The sequence below is a fragment of the Bradyrhizobium sp. USDA 4506 genome (genome assembly GCF_054058795.1).
This window is the reverse complement of the sequence record NZ_JBSSBM010000002.1, coordinates 7,412,073-7,436,084: the sequence shown is the minus strand read 5'-3', so window position 1 is coordinate 7,436,084 and position 24,012 is coordinate 7,412,073. Positions and strand designations below refer to the sequence as shown.

Sequence of the window (24,012 nt, the reverse complement as noted above, 5' to 3'; positions counted from 1 at the left end):
TAGTCGCGAACCGGCCCGGCATCATCTCCGGGCTCGCGGGAGGTTGGCCATGTCGAGTACCCGGTTTGCCATGTTGGTCGGGGCCGTTCTGGCGCTTGCGGCGGTGCGACCGGGACCCACCCAGGCGCAGGACGTCGTAAGGGTCGGGCTGGTGATGCCATTGACCGGCGTTCTGGGGCCGGTCGGCAAGCAGGCGGTCGCCGGGGCGCGGCTCTACATGGCGCAGCACGGTGACATGGTCGCCGGCCGCAAGATCGAATTGATCGTCCGGGACGATGCCAGCGTGCCCGACAATGCCAAGCGCATTGCGCAGGAGCTGATCGTCAACGACGAGGTGGCGATCCTCGGCGGCGGGCTAACGCCGAGCGTGCTGGCGCTCGCGCCGCTGGCCAATGAAAGCAAGACGGCAACCGTCGTCATGGTATCGGGCACCTCGATCGTGACCGAACGGTCGCCTTACTTCGTGCGCACCAGCTGGACGCACGCGCAGCAGGCCAGCGTGCTGGCGGATTGGGCGGCGCGGAACGGATCGAAACGGGCCACCATCATAGCGTCCGACTGGGCACCCGGGCGCGAAGCCGCCGGCGTATTTTCGGCGAGCTTCACCGTGGCCGGCGGAACGATTGTCGAAGCGCTGAAAGTGCCGCTGGCCAACCCCGATTTCGCGCCGTTCCTGCAGCGCGCGCGGGATGGCAATCCCGACACCCTGTTCATTTTTGTCCCGACAAGCCAGGCCGGTATCCTGGCCAAGCAGTTTGTCGAGCGCGGGCTCGACAAGAGCGGGATCAAGCTGATCGGCCCCGGCGACATCGCCGACGACGAGGACCTGCCGGGCATGAGCGATGCGATGATCGGCATGATCACGGCGGGGTTCTACTCCGCCGCGCATCCATCCGACCTGAACCGCGACTATGTCGCGGCGTTCCGCAAGGCCAACGCGAATGTTCGACCGAACTTCATCAGCGTCAGCGCCTATGACGGCATGCATCTGATCTACGAGGCGCTGAAGGTGACCGGCGGCAAGACCAATGGCGATGCGCTGGTCGAAGCCATGAAGGGCATGGCCTGGGAAAGCCCGCGCGGCCCGATGTCGATCGACCCGAAGACGCGCGAGGTCGTCCACGACATCTACATTCGCAAGGTCGAGAAGGTCGGCGGCGAGCTCTACAGCGTCGAGCAGGAGACGTTCAAGGCGGTCAAGGACCCCGCCAAGGTCGCGAACCGATGAGGGAGGCGGAGTAGCAGCTGATCCGGCTTGGCGTAGGCCTTTGCGGTGTCCCGGCGTAGCGGGTGACGGCCGACACAGGACTTGCGTTCAGACCATCCCCCCTGCAACACGACCGATCCCGAGCCAGCAAACCAGCCTCGTCCAACGCCACTCCGACGCTTCAAGCGCGCGCCCGCGCGATCGTGCCGCCGACGATCTGCATGGCAACGCCGAGCACCCAGCCCGCCATGATGGCCGCGGTCCAGCCGATGTCCGGCTCGCTGCGCAGCACGACGACGCCAACCGAGAAGAACGCAACCATTGTCGCGAGGAAGGTCCCGATCGCGCCGAGCAGCTCCGCCGCGTCGATCTTGCGCATCGAGGCCGTATCCTTCGGATGGAACAGCTTGGGGGGCGTATCGATGCCGAGATAGAAGCCGATCGCGCCGCCCAGCATCATGATGAGCAGGAACGCCTGCGAGGTCAGCGCCGAGACGCTCGAGCCGACATGGATGGCGACAAACAGACCGCTTGCAGCTCCCGCCAAAGCAAGGCCGAAGCGCTCAAGGACATGGGCAAATTTTCTGACGTGGCTGCGCATGGCTGTGCCTCATCAATGAATTGCGCCGCTATCAGGCTAGGCCTTTTCGCAGCAGCGCGAAAGCGGTCACCTCTCACATGGCCGCGACCACGTGACGCTTTGTGCGCTAGTTCACACCTATCGCGGCATGGAATGATTAAAGAGCGATCAAAGGTAGCAAACGATCCGGTCCCTGCTACGCTGCGCCATCCGCTTCATTCGTTTCAGCGAGCGTCTTTCAATGCCGAGTCCGAAGATCATTATTCTGTCCGATGGCACCGGCAACGCCGCTTCCAGCGTCTGGCGCACCAATGTCTGGCGAATCTTCCAGTCGCTCGATTTGCAGGGCAATACGCAGGCCGCCAAGTATGATGACGGCGTCGGCACGTCGAAATTCATTCCGCTGGCAATCCTCGGCGGCGCCTTCGGCTACGGCCTCAAGCGCAACATCCTCGACGCCTACAAGTTCATCTGCCGGAACTACGACCACGCGAAAGATTCGAAGGTCTACCTGTTCGGATTCAGCCGCGGCGCGTTCACCGTGCGCACGCTCGCCGCACTCATCCTCGATCAGGGCCTGATCGTCGCGGACACCGAATCCGAGCTCCACGACGGCGCGGTGAAGGCCTATCGCGCATACCGGGCCGAGGGCTACCACTCGATCTGGCGCATCGAGGTGCTGTTCCGCGCGCTGCGCGACTATGTTCTTGTGCCGCTGTGGGATCGCCTTCGAGGCAACAAGCCGTATGCAAGGATCGCGCGGAAGCCGGTGCCAGCGATCGAGTTCATCGGCATCTGGGACACCGTCGCGGCCTATGGCCTGCCGATCGACGAGATGACGCGCGGCATCTCCAACTGGGTGTGGCCGCTCGAACTGCCGAACCGGATTCTCAGCCCGAAGGTCAAGTGCGCGCGACACGCGCTGGCGCTTGACGACGAGCGCACGACCTTTCATCCGGTGCTCTGGACCGAGCAAGAGCCGGGACAGCCCGCGCCGGCGGTGCCGACCAGCATCGATGGCGAGCGCCTCGTCCAGGTCTGGTTCGTCGGAATGCATGCCAATGTCGGCGGCGGCTATCCGGACGACGCCGTCGCCTTCGTGCCGCTGGCCTGGCTGGTCGACGAAGCCGTCAAGCGCGGCCTCGCATTCAAGAGCGCACCGATCGCCGACCCTGACGCGATCAAGTCAATCAAGTCCTCCGAGGACAAGGATGGGCGCCTCTACGATTCCCGGGCCGGCCTCGGCGCGTACTACCGGTACGGTCCGCGCAAGGTCGCCGACCTCTGCAACGATCCCTATGCCGGCGTCAGCGTGCCGATGCCGAAGATCCACGAGAGCGTGTTCGAGCGGATCGACAGCGGCGCCAATGCCTATGCCCCGATCGGACTTCCGCCGAACTACGTGGTCGTCTCGCGCAGCGGCCAGGTCACCCCGCTCGGCGCCAATACGTTTGAGACGCCTGCGGGCGCACCGGCGCGCTATGCCGCGCAGGAGAAGCTGTGGAACTACGTCTGGATGCGGCGGATCGCCTACTTCGCCACGCTGGCGGCGTCGCTGCATCTGGCCGCGTTCTGGCTGTTCCATAACCAGCACAAGGAGCACGAATTCAGCTCACCTGTCAGGATGATCTCTGAGCTGGTGCGCTTCGTTCAATCGTTTCTGCCCGATTCCTTTCATTGGTGGACCGATTGGTACGCCGGCAACCCGGAATGGTTCGCCGGCGGCATCCTCGCTGTCATCGTGCTGATGGGTGCAGGCAGTTCGCTCAGCGCCACGATTCGGGACAGGATGCGGATCATCTGGCGTGACCGCGCGAAGCCTGTGCCGCTCTCCGGGTTCATGCACGATGCGATCTATCGATTCCGTACCAGCGCGGTCTATCAGTGGATTCTCAATGTCGGAAAGCGGCATGTCGTCCCTTTCCTGCTCACGGCCCTGCTGGTCTGGTTCAGCGCGACGCTGGTCAGCCACTTCCTGTTCAATCTCGCCGATTCGACGGGGGCATTCTGCAAGGGCACTGCAACGGACAAGCTTGTCGCCGTCGACAAGGGCATCCCGCAGGATGCCGCCGACTTCGACACCGGCGCCATCTGTGCGCCGACCGGTCTCAAGGTGCGCACGGGATTCAAGTACGAGATCGCGATCACGATGTCGGAGCCATGGGAGGACGCCGGCCGCGCGGTGACGCCGATCGGATACCGGACCTCGACCATCGAAGGCACAAAGCAGTTGCGCGGCTATTTTGCGATCTTCCTGCGGCGGATCCTGTTCCGGCCGTGGTTCAGGCTGATCGCACGGGTCGGAGAGACCGGCGTCGACGAGTATTTCCTCGACCCCCTGCCGGTGTCGAACACCGACCCGCAGGTCTACAAGGCGAGGTTCACCGCCGATCGCAGCGGCGAGATCTTCCTCTACGTCAACCAGGCCGTCATCGGCCTGCCCTGGATCTGCGGATGGTTCTACGGCGACCATAAGGGCAAGGCGAAGGTCACGGTGCGGCTGCTGTAGGGAGCCGCGATCGGGCCCACAGCATCGCGGCCCAACGGGTGCGCACGGCGTGACCGATCTGTGATCCTGCCGACAGATCAGGTTGTAGATTGTCTGGCATACTCTCCTTGCTAGATCAGCTGCCCCGACGCCCGGAACGATCCGACGCGACTTCAGGGATCGCCGGGCGACGTTGACGCGCCAGGTTCATGTCGACCGGAAAGTTCTCATCAGGGATTTGGAGGCATCACCATGATTTCCACAATTCAGGCGTTCCCGACCACCGACGGCATCTTCGTGGTCTGGGAGGTCGCGGCAATGATCCCGGACTGCCTCGGCTTTGCGCTGTATCGTCAGCAGCAGGGCAAAAGTGCAACCGTGGTCGACACCTGGGTCGGGTTCGAGGACCAGGCGCAGGATCACAAGCCGGGCGAACATCGGCCGAGCACCGAATGGCCGGTGCAGAAGACGAACTGGACCGATTTCCTGGCGCCGATTGACGCGCCGGTCCGCTATGGCGTCGTTCCGGTTCTCAAGGACGGCGCCGCCAAGGTGAAGCCCGCCTACAGTGCGCCAGCGACATGGACCGAATACGTCTCGGCCATGCCGTCGGGCCCGCTCAAGCCGTGGTTCAACCGCGGCACGATCTCGGCGCAATGGCTGTCGCGCGCGATCGGCAAGGACAAGAAGCCGGCGCAAACCCTGGAGAAGGCTATCTCGACCAAGGGCAACAAGATCCGCGACTTCCTCAAGGGCCAGCTCGGCGCCCGCATGCTGGCGCTGTTGGCCGATGCCAAGAAGAGCAAGCGCGACGTCTATCTCGCGCTCTACGAGCTCAACGACCCTGAGCTGATCGCCGCGCTGACCGCAATGAAAGGCAAGGCGCACGTCGTGCTCGGCAACAGCACCGGCAAGTCCGACGCCACCGCCAAGGACACCGAGAAGAACGCCGGCGTGCTGAAGAAGGCCGGCGTCGACATCGTCCGCCGCAAGATCGCGCCGAGCCGTTACGCTCACAACAAGTTCGCGGTGTTCTGCGACGGCGCGCAGAAGCCGAAGGTGGTCTGGACCGGCAGCACCAACTGGACCCGGACCGGACTGTGCACCCAGAACAACAACGGGCTCGAGATCACCGACGACAAGGTCGCGGCGGCCTATCATGACCATTGGAAAGCGATCTACGCCGACGGCAGCAAGTCGCCGAAGGCGCTGGCCGTGGCCGGCGATCACGAATGGCCCTTCACCATCGGCAAGTCGAAGCTCAGCGTCTGGTTCACGCCCACCACCAGGAGCGGCGACCTCAAGGAAGCCACCAAGATGATCGAGGACACCGAGCATGGCGCGGTGTGCCTGATGCTCAATCCCGGCAACAAGGGCCTGCTCGGCCCGATCCTGGAGAAGGCGCAGGACAAGAAGCTCTATGTGCGCGGGGTGCTCAACAATTTCCCGGCGCAGGGCAAGGACAGCCCGAAGGATCAGCTGCAGCTCCTGGCCGGCGACGGACAGCAGCAGGTCTTCAAGGGCAAGCAGATCGCCGACGTGATCCGGCCCGCCGGCATCGACAAGACCGCGGACTGGTGGGAGCACGAGATCAAGAACACCGGCAAATTCATGATCGCCGTGCACAGCAAGGTGATCGTGCTGGATCCGGCCGGCAAGAACCCGGTGGTCATGACCGGCTCGCACAATTTCTCCGACCGCGCCAGCACCAAGAACGACGACAACCTCGTCATCATCAGGGGCGATTCGCAGCTGGCGCTGACCTATGCCGCGCGCATCGTCAGCATCTACGGACAGTATCGCTGGCAGGCCTGGCGCAACACGCCGGAGGGCCAGAAGGACAAGGGTCTGAAGCGCAGCGACACCTGGCTGAGCAACCGCATCGGCAAGGGCTGGGCGGAAACCGAAACGCGGTTCTGGCTCGGCACCACCTGACGCCGGCGATCCGTCGTGAACACGGGGCAGCGTTACCGCTGCCCCTTGTTATCCTCTCCGCCAAACCTACGCCGCGCGGCCGACCGAGGCGTCGAGATGCTTCAGCCGCGGCAGCACCTCTTGCTTCAGGAGCCGCAGCGAATTGTGCCAGGCTTCCGGCTTGTGCTTGTAGTCGAAGCCGAACACCAGGAGCACGCCGAATCCGCCGACCTCCTGGTAGATCTGCTCGATCTTCTCGGTGACCGTCGCGGGCGAGCCGACGATCCAGTTGTTGCGCGCGCAATATTCGACCGTGACGTCGCTGTCCGGCACGTCGGGCGAGGCCTTCAGGTAATCCTTGAAACCAAAGTGGCCGAGCAGCGGCAGGAAGTACTCGCCCATCATCCGGCCCATCATGTCGCCGGTCGACAGCTTCCATGCTTCTTCATCAGTGTCGGCGACGAATACCTCGCGCACCATTCGCCAATCCTTGCGGCTCGGCGTGCGGCCGGTCTTGGCCGCGCCCGCCTCCACCGAGTCCCAGTGGCTGCCGACATAGGCCGGGTTGAGGTTGAGGCTCATCGGAATGAAGCCGCGCTCGCCGGCGAGCTTCAGCGTGTCCGAATTCTTGGAGAGCCCCGCGACGCCGATCGGCGGATGCGGCGCTTGCTGAGGCTTGATATGCGGCTTGAGGAAATCGAACATCGTGTCCGGCTTGGTCACGGTCCAGAACTTGCCCTTGTGGATCCAGGGAGCCGGCTCGGTCCACATCTTCAAAATGATCTCGAGCGCCTCGCGGGTCATGTCGCGGTTCTGTCCTGACATGCCGTCGACATTGAACATCGCCCAGTCGCTCGGCAGCCCGGAGGCCGCGACGCCGAAGTTGAGCCGCCCGTTCGAGAGGTGATCAAGCATCGCGACGCGGTTGGCGAGCTCGGCCGGGTGATGATACGGCAGCAGGAAGCCGCCGGGCCCGATGCGGATGTTCTTGGTCTGCAGCAGCGCCTGCGCGATCAACAGATCAGGCGACGGATGCGGCTCCCAGGGTGCGGTGTGGTGCTCGCCGATCCAGGCTTCCTGATAGCCGAGCTCGTCGAGCCAGCGCAGCACCTGCAGGTCCCAGTCGTGGCCCTCCTTCAATCCGCACTCCGGCGGATGCGACGGCATCGCGAAGTATCCGAGTTCCATGGGTTTCCTCTCTTTGTTCGATGCGTGTCTTGCGCACGCGCTTCGAGAGTACCTGCCCGGGCTGCGGCAGAACAATGGCCCTGTCGCATCAGCTCGGCCCGGATCTATGCGTAGGGCGTATCCTTCAGCATGATCGCGATACCGGAAAAGCTTCGCTCCATGATCCGCAGGAAGGTCTCGCGTGACGTCGCAGCCGACCTGCGGGCCTTGTGCTCGCGAAGCCCTTCCGCATAGGCGACGGTCAGCGCCGTGACCACCATCGACGCGGCGAGCCGGGCATCGGCATCGGCGAGCGGGCGCTTGATGGCTGCCGCCAGCACGCTCGCGAGATCATCGACCAGTTCGTCACGCATCTCGCGCGCCCGCGCCGAGAGCGCCGGGCTTTCGGCGACGGTGCGCCAGAATTTCGCCGTCGCGTCGGTGAATTTCGCGAACGGATGCACGCGATCCGCCAGGCTGTGCACCAGCTTGCGGAGGGTTGCGATCGGCGCCTCGCCCGCCGGCCGCTCGGCAAAGCCGGCCCGCAGCATCTGCCGACTTTCCTCTTCACGGTCGAAGAACAGGTCTTCCTTGCGTGGAAAGTAATTGAACACAGTCATCCGGGAGACCTCGGCGGCCTCGGCGACTTCGGCCACCGAAACATTGTCGAAGCCGCGTTCCAGGAACAGCTCGGTGGCGACATCCGAGATCGCCTGGCGCGTCGCCTCCTTCTTCCGCTCGCGCAATCCGCCCTGATTTGACATGCGGGAATTTGTACCATAGTAAATAGTATACTGAGTATAATTTTATGGTGACGGCGTGACGCGTGAACGAACCGATGTGGTTGTGGTCGGTGCCGGGCCGACCGGACTGCTGCTGGCGATCGAACTGACCCTGGGCGGCGCCGACGTGATCGTGATCGAGCGGCTGACCGAGCCCGACCAGACCATCAAGGCCGGCGCGATCGGCGCGCTGGCAGGCGAGGCTCTGGAGCGCCGCGGCCTCGGCGACGCGATGAATGCGGTCGAACGCAGCATGGCGGACAGCATGTCCAGGCTCATGAAGGGCTCGGGCGATGCGAGCGACCTGCCGTTCAAGAAATTCGGCGGTCACTTCTCGGGCATTTTCCTGATCGACCAGACGCGTCAGCGCGAGCCGGACCGGCGGTTGCGCGGGGTGAACCAGCAAGCCCTGGAAAGCATGCTTGCCGAGCGCGCCCACGCGCTCGGCATCGAGATCAGGCGCGGCTGCGAGTTGATCGATTTCGAGGATAGCGGCGACGGCGTCGTGGTGCAAACTAAGGACGCGTCCGGCGATGCCACGCTGCACGCGGCCTATCTGGTCGGCTGCGACGGCGGACGCAGCGCCGTGCGCAAGCGCGCGGGCTTCGCATTCCCCGGCACCGAACCGACCCTCACGGGACACCAGGCCATCGTCGATCTCGATCATCCGGATCGGCTTCTGCCGGTCGGCTGGCGACGGACGCCGGTCGGCATGATGGCGTATGGACCGATTCCTGGCCGGGTGTTCCTGGCCGAATTCGATGGGCCGCCGGCCGATCGCAGCGCGCCGGTCACGCGCGAGGAGATCGAGACCACCCTGCGCCGGATCAGCGGGGCCGACGTTCGCGTCACCGCCGTCAAGACCGCGACGCGCTTCACCGACAATGCGCGGCAGGCCGACAGCTATCGCAGGGGCCGCGTCCTCTTGGCGGGCGATGCGGCGCATGTGCACTCGCCATTCGGCGGACAAGGCCTCAATCTCGGCCTGCTCGATGCGGTCAATCTCGGCTGGAAACTTGCGGCAGTCGTGTGCGATCGCATGCCCGAAAGCCTGCTCGACAGCTACACCGAAGAGCGGCATCCGATCGCGGCAAGGGTGCTCGCCAACACCCGCGCCCAGGTCGCCTTGATGCGGCCTGATGTCATGACGGACGCCTTGCGCGAGATCGTTGCTGACCTGATGAGCCTTGACGAGGGCACCCGCTATTTCGGCGAAATGATCAGCGGCGTCAGGATCCGTTACGATCTCGGCAGCGACCATCCCTCGATCGGCCGGCTCTCCGGCAATTTTGCTCTCGGCGACGACGGCGCGGAAACAACCCTGTTCGATCAGATGGAGGACGGCAGGGCCGTGCTGGTCGATGCGACTGATGGAGCCGCGTCAGCGATCGCGGCACGCTGGGATATCTTCGTGCGATGCGTGCCGCGACGTAGCGGCGCTTCGCTGCTGATCCGCCCGGATGCCTGCATCGCCTGGGCGGCCGACGACGCCGACACGACGGGCCTCGACACCGCGCTGACGCGCTGGTTCGGGCCCGCCATGCAGTGATCTCGCAAGCGAGGTGCGCTGTCAGCGCGTCCCGAACGTGGTCTTGCCGAACAGCGCCTTCTGCGTCGAGGGCTGCGAGCGCCAGTATTGCGGCGGCGCGCTCACCTCGCCGCCGAGCTCGGCGGCGGCGTGCCAGCCCCAGCGTGGGTCGTAGAGCATGCCGCGGGCGAGCGCGACCATATCGGCCTTGCCGGACGAGACGATCTCCTCCGCCTGCTTCGCTTCCGTGATCAGGCCGACCGCCATCGTGGTAACGCCGGTCGCCTCCTTGACCGCCAGCGCCGCCGGCACCTGATAGCCCGGCCCGAGCGGGATCTTCTGCAACGGCGAGACGCCGCCGGAGGAGACATCCATCCAGTCGACGCCGCGCTTCTTCAGCTCCTTGGCAAACTCGATGGTCTGCGCAAGGTCCCAGGCGCCCTCGACCCAGTCGGTCGCCGACACCCGCATGCCGATCGGCTTGTGATCCGGGAATACGGCGCGCACGGCATCGAACACTTCGAGCGGGAAGCGCATGCGATTTTCCAGCGAGCCGCCATAGCGGTCGGTCCGCTTGTTGGCGATCGGCGACAGGAACTGGTGCAGCAGATAGCCATGCGCGCCGTGCAGCTCGAGCGCATCGATGCCGAGCCGGTCGGCGCGCTTTGCCGACGCGACAAAGGCCTCGCGGATGCGCGTCAGGCCGGCGTCGTCGAGCGCCACCGGCGCGGCCTCGCCTTCCTTGTGCGGGACGTTGGATGGTCCGACCGTCTGCCAGCCGCCTTCGGCAATCGGGATCAACTGCCCGCCCTCCCAGGGGCGCTGGCTCGACGCCTTGCGGCCGGCATGGGCGAGTTGCATGGCGACCGCCGCTTTCGAATGCTTGCGCACCGAGGCCAGGATCGGCTTCAGCGCCGCCTCGTTGGCGTCGTTGTAAAGACCGAGGCAGCCGGGCGTGATCCGCCCGATATCCTCGACATGGGTGGCCTCGATGCAGAACATCGCCGCGCCCGACAGGGCCAGCATGTTGATGTGGGTGAAGTGCCAGTCGTTGGCGGAGCCGTCGACGGCCGAATACTGGCACATCGGCGAGACCATGATGCGATTGGAGAGTTTCAGGTCGCGCAGTTCGATCGGAGAGAACAGGGTGCTCATGCGGCGGATATCCGGGATCGGGGAGAGGGCCCGGTTAAGATAGAGGCAGCACGGCCGATCACCAACCGTCCGGAAGGCCGCGCAGGCCGGGGCGCAGATCAGCAATGTCCTGACGGGGTCCCTCCGGGCCGGCGCTCTCAGTCCACCAGCGTGAACTGCAGCAGCAGATTGCGCTGGATCAGGGAGAAATTGTCGTCGGAGACCATGGTCAGCACGGTCTCGCCCTCCTCCGTGACATGGGCGTCGATGCCTTCCATATTGTCGATCTCGTTGCCGAGATCGGCATTGAAGATCGCGGGGCCATCGACCACGGCGCCGGGCGCGATCTCGGACAGCGCGAGACGGCGGATGCGGATGCCGACGCCGCCGAACCAGGAGAATTTCCGCTCCAGGATCAACAGGCCGCCCGACGGCAGCAGGACCGCGTCGCTGATGTCGAAATTCTCGGTGCGGCGGACGCTGAACTGGCCCGGCGTCTTGCCGCCGACCAGGAAGGCAATCAAATTACCGCTCGCATCGAGCCCGCGTTCCGAGAACGCGATCAGCGTGCCGGCGAGCGGCTGGCCCATGGCCTTGGGCACGAAGACGAGGCCCTCCAGCCCCTTGTTGTTGGGAAGCCTGCGCGCCGCCGCCGGCAGCGCAATCACCTCGCCGCGCGAGCGGGTAAAGCCCTTGGCGAAGTCGAAGCGCAGCACCTGGTTGACCCGCTCGAGCCCGACATAGGCGAACGAGCCGTCGAGCGCGAGCGATTCCGAATCATACCAGCCGCGGGTCGCGGTGATCGGCCTGCCGTCGGCGCCGAGCAGCGGTGCCGCTTCGACATCCTCGAGCCCGACCATCTCCCGGCCACGATAAACGATGCGGCCGGTGAACCAGCTGCCCTGGTCGCTGACCGCGATGAAGCGTTCGCCCTTGGGATCGAGCCGTAGCGCGGAGAGGCCGCCGAAGCCGGAGAACGACGAGGTCAGGATCAGACCGCTGCGATATTCCAGCGCGCCGAACCGCGTGCGCGCGCGATCGCGGATGTCGAACGACGGCAGCGGCCGCGCGTTGACGTCGATCGAAACCGGTTCGTTGACCCGGTAGGGGCTCGGCCTCGCAGCCGGCCTCGGCGTTGCCGGCGGCTGGGTCGCGCTCTGCGCCTGCGCAAGACGCGGCAATGCAGCGGCCGACAGCCCCGCCGCCATACCCTGGAGGAAACGGCGGCGGCTAGGGGACGAGCGCATGTCTCACGAGTGGAGGCGGCGCCGGATGCCCGGCGCGGGCGCCGAGCCGTGGGTCTCGCTGAACAGCTCGGCGAGCTTTTCGGTGATGGCGCCGCCAAGCTCTTCGGCGTCCACGATGGTCACGGCGCGGCGATAGTAGCGCGTCACGTCGTGACCGATGCCGATCGCGATCAGCTCGACCGGCGAGCGGGTCTCGATCTCGTCGATGATGTGACGCAGATGCCGCTCGAGATAGTTGCCGGGATTGACCGACAGCGTGGAGTCGTCGACCGGCGCGCCGTCGGAGATCATCATCAGGATGCGGCGCTGCTCGGGGCGCGCGAGCAAGCGCTTGTGCGCCCAGTCGAGCGCCTCGCCGTCGATGTTCTCCTTGAGCAGGCCTTCGCGCATCATCAGCCCGAGGTTTTTCCGCGCGCGACGCCAAGGTGCGTCAGCCGACTTGTAGATGATGTGCCTGAGATCGTTGAGGCGGCCCGGATTGGCCGGCTTGCCGGCCGCGAGCCACGCCTCGCGCGACTGCCCGCCCTTCCAGGCGCGCGTGGTGAAGCCGAGGATCTCGACCTTGACGCCGCACCGCTCCAGCGTGCGCGCCAGAATGTCGGCGCAGGTGGCGGCGACCGTGATCGGGCGGCCGCGCATCGAGCCGGAGTTATCCAGCAGCAGCGTCACCACGGTGTCGCGGAAGGTCGCCTCCTTCTCATGCATGAAGGATAGCGGATGATAGGGATCGGTGACGACGCGCGACAGCCGCGCCGGATCGAGGATGCCCTCCTCGAGATCGAAATCCCAGGCGCGGTTCTGCTGCGCCATCAGCCGACGCTGCAAGCGGTTGGCGAGCCGCGCCACGATGCCCTGCAGATGCGCGAGCTGCTTGTCGAGATAGGAGCGCAGCCGCTCGAGCTCGTCGTGATCGCAAAGGTCTTCGGCGGCGATCACCTCGTCGAACTTCGGCGCGAAGGCGTGATATTCCGGACCGCGCGGCTCGTTCTGTCCGCGCGCATTCGGCCGCGTCGCCTCGCCCGGCGTCTCGTCGTCGCCGAGCTCGCCGTCGTCGAACGTATCAGACGTGGAGGCCTGCGCGCTCTCCATCGCGCTTTCGCTCATCTCTTCCGCTGACGTCTGCGCCTGGTCGGCGCTCATCTCCTGCGCGGCATCGGAGTCGGGCGAGCCCTCGGCGCCGGACTGATCGCTCTCGCCGTCCTGGTTCTCGTCCTGGTCGTCGTCATCGTCCGAATCCATGTTGCGGTCGTCGCCGAGATCGAGCGCCGACAGCAGATCATGGACGAGGTCGCCGAACCTCGCCTGGTCCTCGGTGAAACGGCTGAGCTTGTCGAGCCGCGAGCCGATCTTGTCCTCCAGGGTCGGACGCCAGAGATCGACCATCTTCTTGGCGGCCGCGGGCGGCGCCATGCCGGTGAGACGTTCGCGCACCAGCATCGCCAGCGCATCCGACAGCGGCGCGTCGGCGCGATCGGTGATCTCGTCATACTTGCCGCGGTGGAAATGATCGTCGAGCATCGCGGTGAGGTTCTTCGCGACGCCCGCCATCCGCCGCGAACCGATCGCCTCGACGCGCGCCTGCTCGACCGCCTCGAACACGCCGCGCGCCTGCGGGTTACCCGGCATCAGCTTGCGATGCACCTTGGGATCGTGACAGGCGATCTTGAGCGCGATCGAATCGGCGTGGCCGCGCACGATCGCCGCATCGCGCTTGGTCATCTTGCGCGCCGGCTCCGGCAGCCGCGCCTTGCCGGGCGCGAGCCCCGGGCGCTCGGCGGCGAAGGAGACCTCGAGCTCCGGCTTCTTGGCGATCGCCTTCAGGCACGCCGACACCGAGCGCTTGAACGGCTCGGTCGGCGCTTCCTTGGATCCGGGACGGAATTTGATGTTGGAGGTTGTCATAGCGATTTCGTAAACCAATGGCGCGTTACGCCGCCGGGATACCCCTCAATCGAACCGAACTCTTTATATCCGTTGGCGCGGTAGAAGCCCGGCGCCTGGAAGCTCATCGTATCCAGATAGGATCGCGTCGCTCCGAAGCGCCGCGCCTCGTCCTCGATCGCCTTGATCAGCTTCGCGCCAAAGCCCTTGTTGCGAAACTTCTGCTCCATCCAGAACAACTGGATGAACAACACCGCGGTCCAGACCTCGCCGACGATGCCGCCGACAATCTCGTCGCCTTGCCGCAGCGAGATGGCGAAGCGCTTGTACTTCTGCTTCCCCATCTTCTCGTTGTTGTAGTGGAGCAATCCGCCGAGCACCGCTTTCTTCGTCTGTGTGACTGTGCGCTCGACGGAGATTTTCGGCATGGACTAGCTGAGCGCCACGTTGACCGAGGATTCCGGCAGCTCGACGTTGAAGCAGCGCTGGTAGAACTCGGCGACCAGCGGCCGTTCCAGCTCGTCACACTTGTTGAGGAAGGTGACGCGGAACGCGAAGCCGATGTCGCTGAAGATGTCGGCGTTCTCGGCCCAGGTGATCACCGTGCGCGGGCTCATCACCGTCGACAGGTCGCCGTTGGCGAACGCGTTGCGGGTGAGATCCGCCAGCCGCACCATCTTGTTGACGATGTCGCGGCCTTCCTGGGTGCGATAGTGCTTCGCCTTCGCCAGCACGATCTCCACTTCCTCGTCATGGGCGAGGTAGTTCAGCGTGGTGACGATCGACCAGCGGTCCATCTGGCCCTGGTTGATCTGCTGGGTGCCGTGATAGAGGCCCGAGGTATCGCCGAGGCCGACCGTGTTGGCGGTCGAGAACAGGCGGAACGCCGGATGCGGCTTGATCACCTTGTTCTGGTCGAGCAGCGTCAGGCGGCCGGAGACTTCCAGCACGCGCTGAATCACGAACATCACGTCCGGGCGGCCGGCGTCGTATTCGTCGAACACCAGCGCGATATTGTGCTGCAGCGCCCAGGGCAGGATGCCGTCGCGGAATTCGGTGACCTGCTTGCCTTCCTTGACCACGATCGCGTCCTTGCCGACGAGGTCGATACGGCTGATGTGGCTGTCGAGGTTGACGCGCACGCAGGGCCAGTTGAGGCGGGCCGCAACCTGCTCGATGTGGGTGGACTTGCCGGTGCCGTGATAGCCGGTGACCATCACGCGGCGGTTCTTGGCAAAGCCCGCGAGGATCGCGAGCGTGGTGGCGCGGTCGAAGCGGTAGTCGCTGTCGACTTCCGGCACATGCGGATCGACTTCGGAATAGGCGGGAACTTCCAGGTCGCTATCGATCCCGAAGACCTGCCGGACCGACACCTTCATGTCGGGCAAGCCGACGGGTTCCTGAGCTTTGGTCTGGACGGCGGTCGTCATTCATCCTCCGAGGTCGCGGGCGTTCCCGAAACCAGATTAATCGTTTGGCTGCGGATGGGGTGCTTCGCATAAGCCTAGCAGAGAGCAACGGTTGGCAGAAGCCCGCGAGCAAATCAAAGTTCCGTTGTTCTATCATAAAGATAGGAGCGAAACTCGGTTTTTGGAAGGCTGCCCTGCAAATCCCGCCGTACTTTTGCCGCAGCACCACGACGGCCGGCCCGGGCCGGGCACTTTTCAGCCCGGCGGGGAGTTGTTAGCTCTCAAATCGATAACACCGCCACATGGGAATTTTGTGACTTCATTCCTTGACCCTTTGATCGCGTTCGTTTCGGCCCATGCCTGGCTTGCCTATCTGACGCTGTTTCTGGCCGCCCTGCTGGAGGCGGTGCCGGTGGTCGGCTCCCTGGTGCCGGGGTCGACCATCATCCTGGCGTTGAGCGCGCTGGTGCCGGGCGGCGAATTAAAGCTGTTGCCGGTGCTCGCCGCGGCGGCCGCCGGCGCGATGCTCGGCGACGGCACCGCCTACCTGATCGGCCACCGCAGCCAGCGCGAGATCCTGTCGGCCTGGCCGCTTTCCAACTACCCGCGCGTGGTCGCGCAGAGCGAGGCCTTCTTCAACCGCTGGGGCGTGCTCGCGGTGTTCTTCGCCCGCTTCGTGCCGCCGATCCGCGCCTTCGTGCCGATCACGGCCGGCGCGCTCGACATGCCGCCGGTGCGCTTCTACGCGGTCAACATCCCCGCGATCCTGCTCTGGGCGCCGGCGCATGTGCTGCCCGGCGTGCTCGCCGTCACCGCGCTGCATGACTATGCCGGCCTGCCGCATCATGGCCATGTCGGCAAGCATCTGTGGATGTTTGCGGTCGCGGGCGGCGCCGTGATCCTGGCGCTGGCCGTCTGGACCATCCGCCGCCGGCACGGCGGCAGCCTGATCGAACCGGCCAAGCCGGCGAAATAATTCCTTTCACTTGCGCATGATCTTCTCGGAAAACCGGTCTCCACTTTTCCGGATCATGCGCTAGATGCTGTTGGTCGTTCCCGCCCGCCCGGGCGCCGGACCGACATAGCGCGCGCGAGGCCTGATCAACTTGCCGAGCTGAAGCTGCTCGCTGGCATGTGCGATCCAGCCGACGCTGCGGGCCATCGCAAACAGCGCCAGCTCGCTGCCCGCCGGCATCCGCAGCGCATGCACCAGCACCGCCAGCGCGTAATCGATGTTGACGAATTCGCCGGTCGCTTCCGCGATCCGCTCCGGCACTTCCCTGGTGAATTTCCGCGGCGCGCCGGCCCGCGTCAGCGCCTCGAGCAGCGAGATCGCCCGCGGATCGCCCTTCTTGTAGACGCCGTGCCCGAAGCCGGCGAAACGCTCGCCAAGCGCGACGCGCTCGCGGACCACCGGCGCAACGTCACTATCGAGCATCGTCTTGACGAGGCGCGAGGCGAGCACGCCGGCGCCGCCATGCATCGGTCCTTTCAGCGCGACGAGACCCGCAATGACAGCGTCGTACAGATTGAGCCCGGTCGATGCCGCGCAGCGTGCGGTGAAGGTCGACGCATTCAGTTCGTGATCGGCGAGCAGCACCAGCGCGCGGCGGATCAGGTCGGGCGCGTGCTTGTTGCCTGGCGTCCAAACCTGCGCCACCTGCTCGTGCAGCGGCTCGTTCGATGGCGTAGCGTTCAGCATGGTCGCGACCAGCAGCCGCAGGATGCGGCCGCCGACCATGGCGCGGCCGTCGGGCGCGCGCGTGAAGGCGCCGGGATCGGCACTTGCCGCCAGCGCCAGCACCGCGACCGTGCGGTCGATCGGCTGGGCGCGGCGCGCGGCTTCGGCGATCGCGCGCATTTCGTCCGAGACGTGCGGGCAATTGTCCGGTGCGAACGGATCGACGCCGGTGACATCCCACAGCAACGTCGCGGTGTGCTCCAGTGTGTCGCGCTCAGCGAGCTCGACGCAGTTGACGCCGCGATAGATCGGGCCCTGCTCGGTGATGGTCGCGATCGCCGAATCCATCACCGGCAGATCGGCGTCGAAATTACGGAAGCCGCGCGGCTCCGGCGACGGCACGCGGCGCTCCTTCAACCCCCTGATGTCCTCGGCGCGGTAGCGGTGGCTGCGCGAATCCAGCGACGGCTCGGAGCGGATCAGCCCGCGGCTGACATAGGCGTAGAGGGTCGCCGGCGAGATCGCGAGCTCGGCGGCGGCTTCGCGAGCGGAGAGGTAAAGCTCGGCGGATTTTTTCATATTGATTTATATAATCAAGATTGATCAACTCGTCGAGAGGCCTGACCTTGAAGGGGTGAAGCAAGGAGATCAGGCCATGAATATGCACCTCACCAAGAGCCAGATCGGTCTGGACGGCGTTCCTGCCGCCGAGACCGTGTTGAGCCATGTCGACGGCGAGCGCGGCGAATTGATCATCGCCGGCGAGCACGTCGCCGACCTCGCGGGCAAGTCGAGCTTCGAGGGCGTCACGGCGCGGCTGTGGAACGGCGCTACCGGCAAGTCGCTGAGTGAAGCCAATGTCCGCGCCAGCCTCGGCGCCGCCCGCGAACGCGCCTTCGCCCGCCTGCCGGACCTGCTGCCGGCGACGCGCGGCATGTCGATCGTCGACGGCTTCCGGGCCGCGATCGCGGGCCTGCGCGGCGAGAACGGGCTTGAGCATGAGGCGACCATCGTCGGCGCCTTCCCGGTGATTGCGGGCGCCCTGGTCCGGCACGCCAAGGGACACGACCCGATCGCGCCGGACCCGAATGCCGGCCACGCCGCCGACACGCTGCGGATGCTGCTGGGCCGCAAGGTCGAGCCGCGCGAGGTCGCCGCGCTCGACGCCTATCTCGTCACGGTCTGCGACCACGGCATGAATGCGTCGACCTTCACCACGCGGGTGATCGCCTCGACGCAGGCCGACCTGTTCGCGGCGATCACCGGCGGCTATTGCGCGCTGACCGGCCCGCTGCATGGCGGCGCACCTGAGCCGGTGCTCGAAATGCTGGACGCGATCGGCACGCGCGAGCGGATCAAGCCCTGGGTCGACGGCGCGCTGGCGCACGGCGAACGGCTGATGGGATTCGGTCACCGCGTCTATCGCGTGCGCGACCCGCGCGCCGACGTGCTGAAGGTCGCGGTCGAGCGCCTCGAGGCCAGTGGTGCCGACCTGCCATTTGCCGGCGAGGTCGAGGCTTACATCCGCGAGGCGCTGCGGAAAAAGAATCCGGAGCGGCCGCTCGAGACCAATGTCGAGTTCTTCACCGCGATCCTGCTCGACGGGCTGGAAATCCCGCGGCAGGCGTTCACGCCGATCTTTGCCACCGCGCGCGCCGCCGGCTGGACCGCGCACGCCCTGGAGCAGCGGCGCACCGGGCGCCTGATCCGGCCGAGTTCGTCCTATGTCGGGGCAGTGCCGAACGGGTGAGAGCTAGACCGTTTCAACGCTTGCGACGGCGGAGCTACATATTCCGCCGTCGTCCCTGCGAAAGCAGGGACCCATACGCCGCGGCCCGACAATGGGGCAATCGGGTAGACATCTTGTGCAAACGAGAACGGCCGGTGGTTATGGGCCCCTGCTCCCGTGCGCAACTGCGCACTAGGCAGGGGCGACGGAGGCAAGACTTCAGGCCTCGCGCACCACGGTCTTCAGATAATTGTACGCCTTGATGATCTCGATCAGGCGATCCTCGGTGGAGCGGTCGCCGCCATTGGCGTCGGGATGGTGCTGCTTGACCAGCGCCTTGTACTTCGACTTGACGTCTTCGAGCGTCGCCTCGGCCCCGAGCCCCATCACCTGCAGCGCCTTGCGCTCGGCGTTCATGACCTTGCGGGTCTCGGGCTTGGGCTCCGCGCCACCCGGTCCGGGGCGCCAGCGGCCGCGGCCGTTGAGCTCGGAGAATACGTGGAACGGATCGGAGGCGGCATCGAGACCGCTCTCGCCCTTCTTGCCGTTGTTGGCGCCCATCTTCCAGGTCGGACGGTGGCCGGTCAGCGCGTCCTTCTGGTAGCGCGCGACGTCGTCAGGATTCATACCCTGGAAGAAATTGTAGGACTGGTTGTATTCACGGACGTGGTCGAGACAGAAGTGCCAATACTCGCGTGAATTCTCGCGGCCTTTCGGGGCGCGATGCGCGCCCTTGTTCTGGCAACCCGCCCACTCGCAGGTCACGGCCTGCTCGCCGGCCTGCGCCTGGCGCTTCGCACTGACCTTGGTCGGCTTGATGCGAATGGAGTCGAAGAATTTTGATGAATCGATCGGCATGTTCTCTTTGACTACGCAATGCACAAATCTTCAAGTCTTGACATTGCGCGGACCTCGTTTCCCGCTTGCACCATTGACGAAAAGCTGTCGCGAACCTAACTCCGCCGCCATGAGCACCAAAGACGCTATCATAAACAAGTTGCGTGAAGCTTTCTTGCCGGAAAGCCTCGACGTCGTCGATGAGTCACATCTGCATGAGGGCCACGCCGGCCACAGGCCAGGCGGGGAGACGCACTTTCGGGTATATATTGTGTCTCCGGCCTTCGAAGGGAAGAGCCGGATCGAACGCCATCGCATGATAAATGCGACGCTGGCGCAGGAACTCGCCGGCTCGGTGCATGCTCTGGCGATCCACGCCCACGGCCCCGGGGAAAAGCCGCGCTAGTTCGCGCTTGCCTCAAGACGAAGCGGTGGTTTTCCTCTATGAGAACAGGATGGACCTGCTCCATAGGTGAGCAGGTGAAACTACGGATTGCACCGCCACGCATGATATGGGGCCATTGATGATCCCTTGCTGGCCACGTTTCCGGTCGATCGTCACCGCCGCCGGCCTGCTCCTGATCTGCGCGATGCGCCCGGCCTCGGCGCTGGACATGCCGAGCCCGTTCGTCCAGGAGGTGCTGATCAAGAGCATCCTGGTCTCGCTCAACGATGCGGTGGCCGCGAACAATTTCACCGTGTTCCACGCCAAGATCTCAAAGCCGTTCCGGGACCAGTTTCCGCCCGACAAGCTCAAGACCATCTTCAAGGATCTGGTCGACAAGCACGCGGTGTTCGACGCCGTAGTCGCCAAGCCGATCGTTCTCGACGAGGACGCCAAGATCGACGACAAGGGCGTGCTGCGGCTGAAGGGACATTTCGACACCACGCCCAAGCAGGTGAAGTATCAGCTCGGCTTCATCCCCTCCGACGGCGCCTGGAAGCTGTCGGGCATCTCGATCGATATCGAGTAGGTCCACGGCGCTGCCTGATCCGTCATCCCCGCGCAAAGGCTGCGCCTTTGTCGCTGGAGGAGCCGCGAAGCGGCGTCGCGAAGGATGCACGGCCACCGGCCGGGCCGTCGACCCTTCGAGACGCGCGCGATGCGCGCTCCTCAGGGTGACGGTGCTAGGAGACTGGCCAACTCGAACTAGAACGCCGTCCCCGCCCGCTTCGGCTTCTTCTCCTCCAGCTCGGCCTCGCGCGGGACGGCGACGATGCGCAGCGCGGTGATGCGGTTGCGCTCGCGGCGGAGCACGCGGAAGCGGAAGCCGTGGAAGGTGAAGCTCTGGCCGCGCTCCGGGATCGAGCGCGCCTCGTGGATCACGAGGCCGGCGACGGTGGTCGCCTCCTCGTCCGGCAGGCGCCAGTCCATCGCGCGGTTGAGATCGCGGATCGGTACCGAGCCGTCGACCACGACCGAGCCGTCCGGCTGCGCCCGCACGCCGGCAACGACGACGTCATGCTCGTCGGAGATGTCGCCGACGATCTCCTCCAGGATGTCCTCCAGCGTCACCATGCCTTCGACCTCGCCATACTCGTCGACCACGAGGGCGAAGTGGGTCTTGCGGCGACGGAACGCCTTCAGCTGTTCGGAGACCGGACGCATCTCCGGCACGAACCAGGGCGGCAGCGCGATCGCGGAGGCATCGATCGCCGACATGTCACCCTCGTTGGCGCGCATCGCGCGCAGCAGGTCCTTGGCGTGGAGCACGCCGACGATGTTCTCCGGCTTCTCCCGCCACAGCGGGATGCGGGTGTATTCGCTCGCCAGCACCTCGCGCACCAGTTCCTCGGGCGGCAGGTCGGCGTTGACCATGGTCATCTCGGTGCGATGGACCATGACGTCGGAGACCTGCAGCTCGCTGAGATCCAGCAACCCGCCGAGCATGTCGCGATCCTGCTTCTCGACCTTGCCCTCGTGATGCAACAGATCGACCGCACCGCGCAGACGTTCGGTCGGCGACAGCACCGCCTGATGCGCCCCGACCTTGATGCCGAGCAGCTTCATCAGCGCCAGCACGATGGTCTCGATGATGGTGAGCAGCGGCCCCAGCACGAAGATCGTCAGCCGCATCGGCCGCGCGACCAAAAGCGAGATGCGGTCGGGCGCGTTGATCGCGATGGTCTTGGGCAGCACCTCGGCAAACACCACGACCATCACGGTCATGACAGCGGTGGCATAGAGCACGCCGACGTCGCCAAACCAGGCGGTGAACACGCCGGTCGCCAGCGCCGAGGCGCCGATATTGGCGATGTTGTTGCCGAGCAGCAGCGCGCCGATCATGCGCTCGCGCATGTTGACCAGCTTGGAGACCACACCGGCATCGGTGTTGCCCTGCTTCGACAGCCGCAGCATGCTGGCGCGCGAGGCGCCGGTCAGCGCCGTCTCACTCGCCGCGAAAAACGCCGAGATGAACAGGCAGAGCAGCACGATCGAGAAGGTGAACCATCCCACTGAACTGATCCGTGGCTAGAGCATGATCCGGAAAAGTGTGTAGCGGTTTTCCGAAAAGATCATGCTCAAATCAAAAAGATAGAGCGGGATGACGATCCGAAGGAAAGGCATCCCGGTCTAGGCCTTCAGCTTGGCTTGCAGGAAGTCGCGCACCGGCTGCGGCTCGACATTGTTGGCGATCACGGCGCGGCCGACGGCCTCCAGCAGGATGAAGGTGAGCTTGCCGCGCTTGACCTTCTTGTCCTGCGCCATCAGCGCCAGCAGCGCGTCGGCGTCGGCAAGGCCTTCCTGCGCGAAGCCTGCGATATCCTGCAGGCGCGTCGGCAATCCGACCGCGGACAGATGACGCGCGATGCGCCCCGCATCGTCCGACGAAATCATGCCGAGCTGCGCCGAGAATTCCGCCGCCAGCACCATGCCGACCGCGACGCCCTCGCCGTGGAACAGCCGGTCGGAGAAGCCGGTTGCGGCTTCCAGCGCATGGCCGAAGGTATGGCCGAGATTGAGCAGCGCCCGCTCGCCGGTCTCGCGCTCGTCGCGCGAGACGACGCCCGCCTTGGCGCGGCAGGAGGTTGCGATCGCGTGCTCGCGCCCGGCGCCGCCGGCGAAGATGTCGGCGTGGTTCTTCTCGAGCCAGGCGAAGAAGGCCTCGTCGCCGAGGATGCCGTATTTCGCGACCTCGGCGTAGCCGGCGCGGAACTGGCGCGGCGACAGCGTGTCGAGCACCGAGGTGTCGGCGATGACCAGCACCGGCTGGTGGAATGCGCCGATCAGGTTCTTGCCCTGCGGCGAGTTGATGCCGGTCTTGCCGCCGACGGAGGAATCGACCTGCGCCAGCAGCGAGGTCGGCACCTGCACGAAATCGACGCCGCGGCGCAGGATCGCGGCCGCGAAGCCGGCGAGATCGCCGACCACGCCGCCGCCGAGCGCGATGACGAGGTCATTGCGCTCGATCTTCGCCGCGATCAGCGCCTCGCTGACCTCGGTCAGCGTGGCATAGCTCTTCGAGCCCTCGCCCTCCTCGACGACGATCCGCGACGTCGGCACGCCGGCGGCGGCAAGCGATGCCTCGGTCGGCTCCAGCCAGTGCTTGGCGACGGTGCGGTCGGTGACGATGGCGGTACGCACGCCGGGCCGCAGCGCCGCGACACGCTCGCCGAGCGACTGCAGCACGTCGCGGCCGATCACGATGTCATAGGCGCGGTCGCCGAGCGCGACGTCGACGGTAACGGAGGCGGAATGTTTCAAGGGCGCAGTCATGAGGTCGCGTTCAATCCATCACAGGTGGTTGCTCGTCGGCCGGACGCGCACCACACAGATGCGCATGCAGGGCCTCGAGGCATTCGTCGACGATGCGGTCGTGCGGCACGTCGCGCGAGGCAATCGTCAAATCGGCGGTGCCGTAGACCGGCTCGCGCTCGCTGAGCAGGCGGTTGACGGTCGCCTCCGGGTCGGGGGTGTGCAACAGCGGACGATCGGCGCGGCGGCGCACCCGGCGCATGATGATATCACTGTCGGCCTTGAGCCAGATCGAGATCGCGCGGTCGCGGATCCGGTTGCGGGTCTCCTCGCGCATGAAGGCGCCGCCGCCGGTCGCCAGCACGACCGGGCCATTGCCGAGGATGCGGGCGATCACCCGCGCCTCACCGTCGCGGAAATACGGCTCGCCCTTGCTCTCGAAGATCTCCGGGATCGTCATGTCCGCCGCCGCCTCGATCTCGGTGTCGGCATCGGTGAACGGCAGCTTGAGTCGCGCCGCCACCCGCCGGCCGATGGTCGACTTGCCGGCCCCCATCATGCCGACCAGCACGATCGACCGCGTCCCCAGCGCGGCCGCGATGTCGGCCTCCAGGGTCGGGTGGGTGGGCGCCGGTACGGCTGCGTCGGACATCAAAAAGCTCGGATATTGGGACGAATTGTTCAGAATTCGAGCCACCTATACTACCCCCGGCGACACCCTTACCAGCGAC

Annotated in this window: 21 protein-coding genes; 8 read left to right on the top strand and 13 right to left on the bottom strand. The window is 65.5% G+C overall.

The annotated features are described in order from the left end of the window. Nucleotides 1–49 precede the first annotated feature (49 nt). Complete coding sequence (locus tag ACVIHF_RS37090; RefSeq protein ID WP_309145002.1) at nt 50–1,228, top strand: ABC transporter substrate-binding protein; 1,179 nt, start codon at nt 50–52, stop codon at nt 1,226–1,228. 160 nt (nt 1,229–1,388) lie between these two features. On the opposite strand, the gene ACVIHF_RS37085 is transcribed toward ACVIHF_RS37090, so the two are convergent. Next, the gene (locus tag ACVIHF_RS37085; protein WP_028343281.1) at nt 1,389–1,808 is read right to left on the bottom strand and encodes a hypothetical protein; all 420 of its coding nucleotides are present in this window, start codon (nt 1,806–1,808) and stop codon (nt 1,389–1,391) included. 220 nt (nt 1,809–2,028) lie between these two features. Here ACVIHF_RS37085 and ACVIHF_RS37080 point away from each other — a divergent pair, with 220 nt between their 5' ends. Both ACVIHF_RS37080 and ACVIHF_RS37075 read left to right on the top strand, forming a co-directional pair. Beyond that, a complete protein-coding gene (locus ACVIHF_RS37080; RefSeq protein WP_253606089.1) occupies nt 2,029–4,296 on the top strand; it encodes a DUF2235 domain-containing protein in 2,268 nt (755 codons plus the stop codon). 231 nt (nt 4,297–4,527) lie between these two features. Then, nucleotides 4,528–6,210 (top strand): phospholipase D-like domain-containing protein, encoded by a 1,683-nt coding sequence (locus tag ACVIHF_RS37075; protein WP_253606087.1) that lies wholly within the window; start codon nt 4,528–4,530, stop codon nt 6,208–6,210. 66 nt (nt 6,211–6,276) lie between these two features. Here the strand turns inward: ACVIHF_RS37075 and ACVIHF_RS37070 are convergent, their stop codons facing one another. After that, nucleotides 6,277–7,377: an LLM class flavin-dependent oxidoreductase gene (locus tag ACVIHF_RS37070; RefSeq protein ID WP_456793448.1), complete on the bottom strand. Its 1,101-nt coding sequence runs from the start codon at nt 7,375–7,377 to the stop codon at nt 6,277–6,279. A gap of 104 nt (nt 7,378–7,481) precedes the next feature. After that, nucleotides 7,482–8,120, bottom strand: a complete 639-nt coding sequence (locus ACVIHF_RS37065) for a TetR/AcrR family transcriptional regulator (RefSeq protein WP_253606085.1) — start codon at nt 8,118–8,120, stop codon at nt 7,482–7,484. A gap of 55 nt (nt 8,121–8,175) precedes the next feature. Here ACVIHF_RS37065 and ACVIHF_RS37060 point away from each other — a divergent pair, with 55 nt between their 5' ends. Next, nucleotides 8,176–9,687, top strand: coding sequence for an FAD-dependent monooxygenase (locus tag ACVIHF_RS37060; protein ID WP_253606083.1), 1,512 nt, complete (start codon nt 8,176–8,178; stop codon nt 9,685–9,687). A 21-nt stretch (nt 9,688–9,708) separates the two neighbouring features. Here ACVIHF_RS37060 and ACVIHF_RS37055 read toward each other — a convergent pair whose 3' ends face one another. The 5 genes from ACVIHF_RS37055 to cobS form a co-directional block, all read right to left on the bottom strand. Then, a complete protein-coding gene (locus ACVIHF_RS37055; protein ID WP_253606082.1) occupies nt 9,709–10,821 on the bottom strand; it encodes an NADH:flavin oxidoreductase/NADH oxidase in 1,113 nt (370 codons plus the stop codon). A 137-nt stretch (nt 10,822–10,958) separates the two neighbouring features. Then, nucleotides 10,959–12,047 carry an esterase-like activity of phytase family protein gene (locus ACVIHF_RS37050; protein WP_456793447.1) on the bottom strand — a complete coding sequence of 363 codons (1,089 nt, stop codon included), beginning with the start codon at nt 12,045–12,047 and terminating at the stop codon, nt 10,959–10,961. A 3-nt stretch (nt 12,048–12,050) separates the two neighbouring features. Further along, nucleotides 12,051–13,949 carry a cobaltochelatase subunit CobT gene (gene cobT, locus ACVIHF_RS37045; RefSeq protein WP_028343273.1) on the bottom strand — a complete coding sequence of 633 codons (1,899 nt, stop codon included), beginning with the start codon at nt 13,947–13,949 and terminating at the stop codon, nt 12,051–12,053. After that, entirely contained in the window at nt 13,946–14,356 is a 411-nt protein-coding gene (locus tag ACVIHF_RS37040; RefSeq protein ID WP_028343272.1) for a GNAT family N-acetyltransferase, read from the bottom strand. The genes cobT and ACVIHF_RS37040 overlap by 4 nt, the downstream gene beginning before the upstream one ends. Before the next feature lie 3 nt (nt 14,357–14,359). Beyond that, nucleotides 14,360–15,358: a cobaltochelatase subunit CobS gene (gene cobS, locus ACVIHF_RS37035; RefSeq protein WP_057015539.1), complete on the bottom strand. Its 999-nt coding sequence runs from the start codon at nt 15,356–15,358 to the stop codon at nt 14,360–14,362. A 292-nt stretch (nt 15,359–15,650) separates the two neighbouring features. On the opposite strand from cobS, the gene ACVIHF_RS37030 reads away from it, so the two are divergent. Beyond that, nucleotides 15,651–16,313, top strand: coding sequence for a DedA family protein (locus ACVIHF_RS37030; protein WP_225646908.1), 663 nt, complete (start codon nt 15,651–15,653; stop codon nt 16,311–16,313). 60 nt (nt 16,314–16,373) lie between these two features. On the opposite strand, the gene ACVIHF_RS37025 is transcribed toward ACVIHF_RS37030, so the two are convergent. After that, nucleotides 16,374–17,597, bottom strand: coding sequence for a citrate synthase family protein (locus ACVIHF_RS37025; RefSeq protein WP_253606078.1), 1,224 nt, complete (start codon nt 17,595–17,597; stop codon nt 16,374–16,376). A gap of 76 nt (nt 17,598–17,673) precedes the next feature. Here ACVIHF_RS37025 and ACVIHF_RS37020 point away from each other — a divergent pair, with 76 nt between their 5' ends. Continuing rightward, nucleotides 17,674–18,768, top strand: a complete 1,095-nt coding sequence (locus ACVIHF_RS37020; protein WP_456793446.1) for a citrate synthase/methylcitrate synthase — start codon at nt 17,674–17,676, stop codon at nt 18,766–18,768. Between the two features lie 198 nt (nt 18,769–18,966). On the opposite strand, the gene ACVIHF_RS37015 is transcribed toward ACVIHF_RS37020, so the two are convergent. Then, nucleotides 18,967–19,605, bottom strand: coding sequence for a J domain-containing protein (locus tag ACVIHF_RS37015; protein ID WP_028338207.1), 639 nt, complete (start codon nt 19,603–19,605; stop codon nt 18,967–18,969). Nucleotides 19,606–19,714: 109 nt separating this feature from the next. Here ACVIHF_RS37015 and ACVIHF_RS37010 point away from each other — a divergent pair, with 109 nt between their 5' ends. Together ACVIHF_RS37010 and ACVIHF_RS37005 are read left to right on the top strand one after the other, a co-directional pair. After that, complete coding sequence (locus ACVIHF_RS37010) at nt 19,715–19,990, top strand: BolA family protein (RefSeq protein ID WP_028338206.1); 276 nt, start codon at nt 19,715–19,717, stop codon at nt 19,988–19,990. Nucleotides 19,991–20,108: 118 nt separating this feature from the next. After that, the gene (locus ACVIHF_RS37005) at nt 20,109–20,558 is read left to right on the top strand and encodes a hypothetical protein (RefSeq protein WP_057015542.1); all 450 of its coding nucleotides are present in this window, start codon (nt 20,109–20,111) and stop codon (nt 20,556–20,558) included. A gap of 176 nt (nt 20,559–20,734) precedes the next feature. On the opposite strand, the gene ACVIHF_RS37000 is transcribed toward ACVIHF_RS37005, so the two are convergent. The 3 genes from ACVIHF_RS37000 to ACVIHF_RS36990 all read right to left on the bottom strand — a co-directional run bounded on the left by ACVIHF_RS37000 (nt 20,735) and on the right by ACVIHF_RS36990 (nt 23,933). After that, nucleotides 20,735–22,042, bottom strand: coding sequence for an HlyC/CorC family transporter (locus ACVIHF_RS37000; protein ID WP_057015543.1), 1,308 nt, complete (start codon nt 22,040–22,042; stop codon nt 20,735–20,737). A 117-nt stretch (nt 22,043–22,159) separates the two neighbouring features. Further along, nucleotides 22,160–23,302 carry a 3-dehydroquinate synthase gene (gene aroB, locus ACVIHF_RS36995; protein WP_253606070.1) on the bottom strand — a complete coding sequence of 381 codons (1,143 nt, stop codon included), beginning with the start codon at nt 23,300–23,302 and terminating at the stop codon, nt 22,160–22,162. A gap of 10 nt (nt 23,303–23,312) precedes the next feature. Then, entirely contained in the window at nt 23,313–23,933 is a 621-nt protein-coding gene (locus tag ACVIHF_RS36990; protein WP_076824827.1) for a shikimate kinase, read from the bottom strand. Between the last annotated feature and the right edge of the window lie 79 nt (nt 23,934–24,012).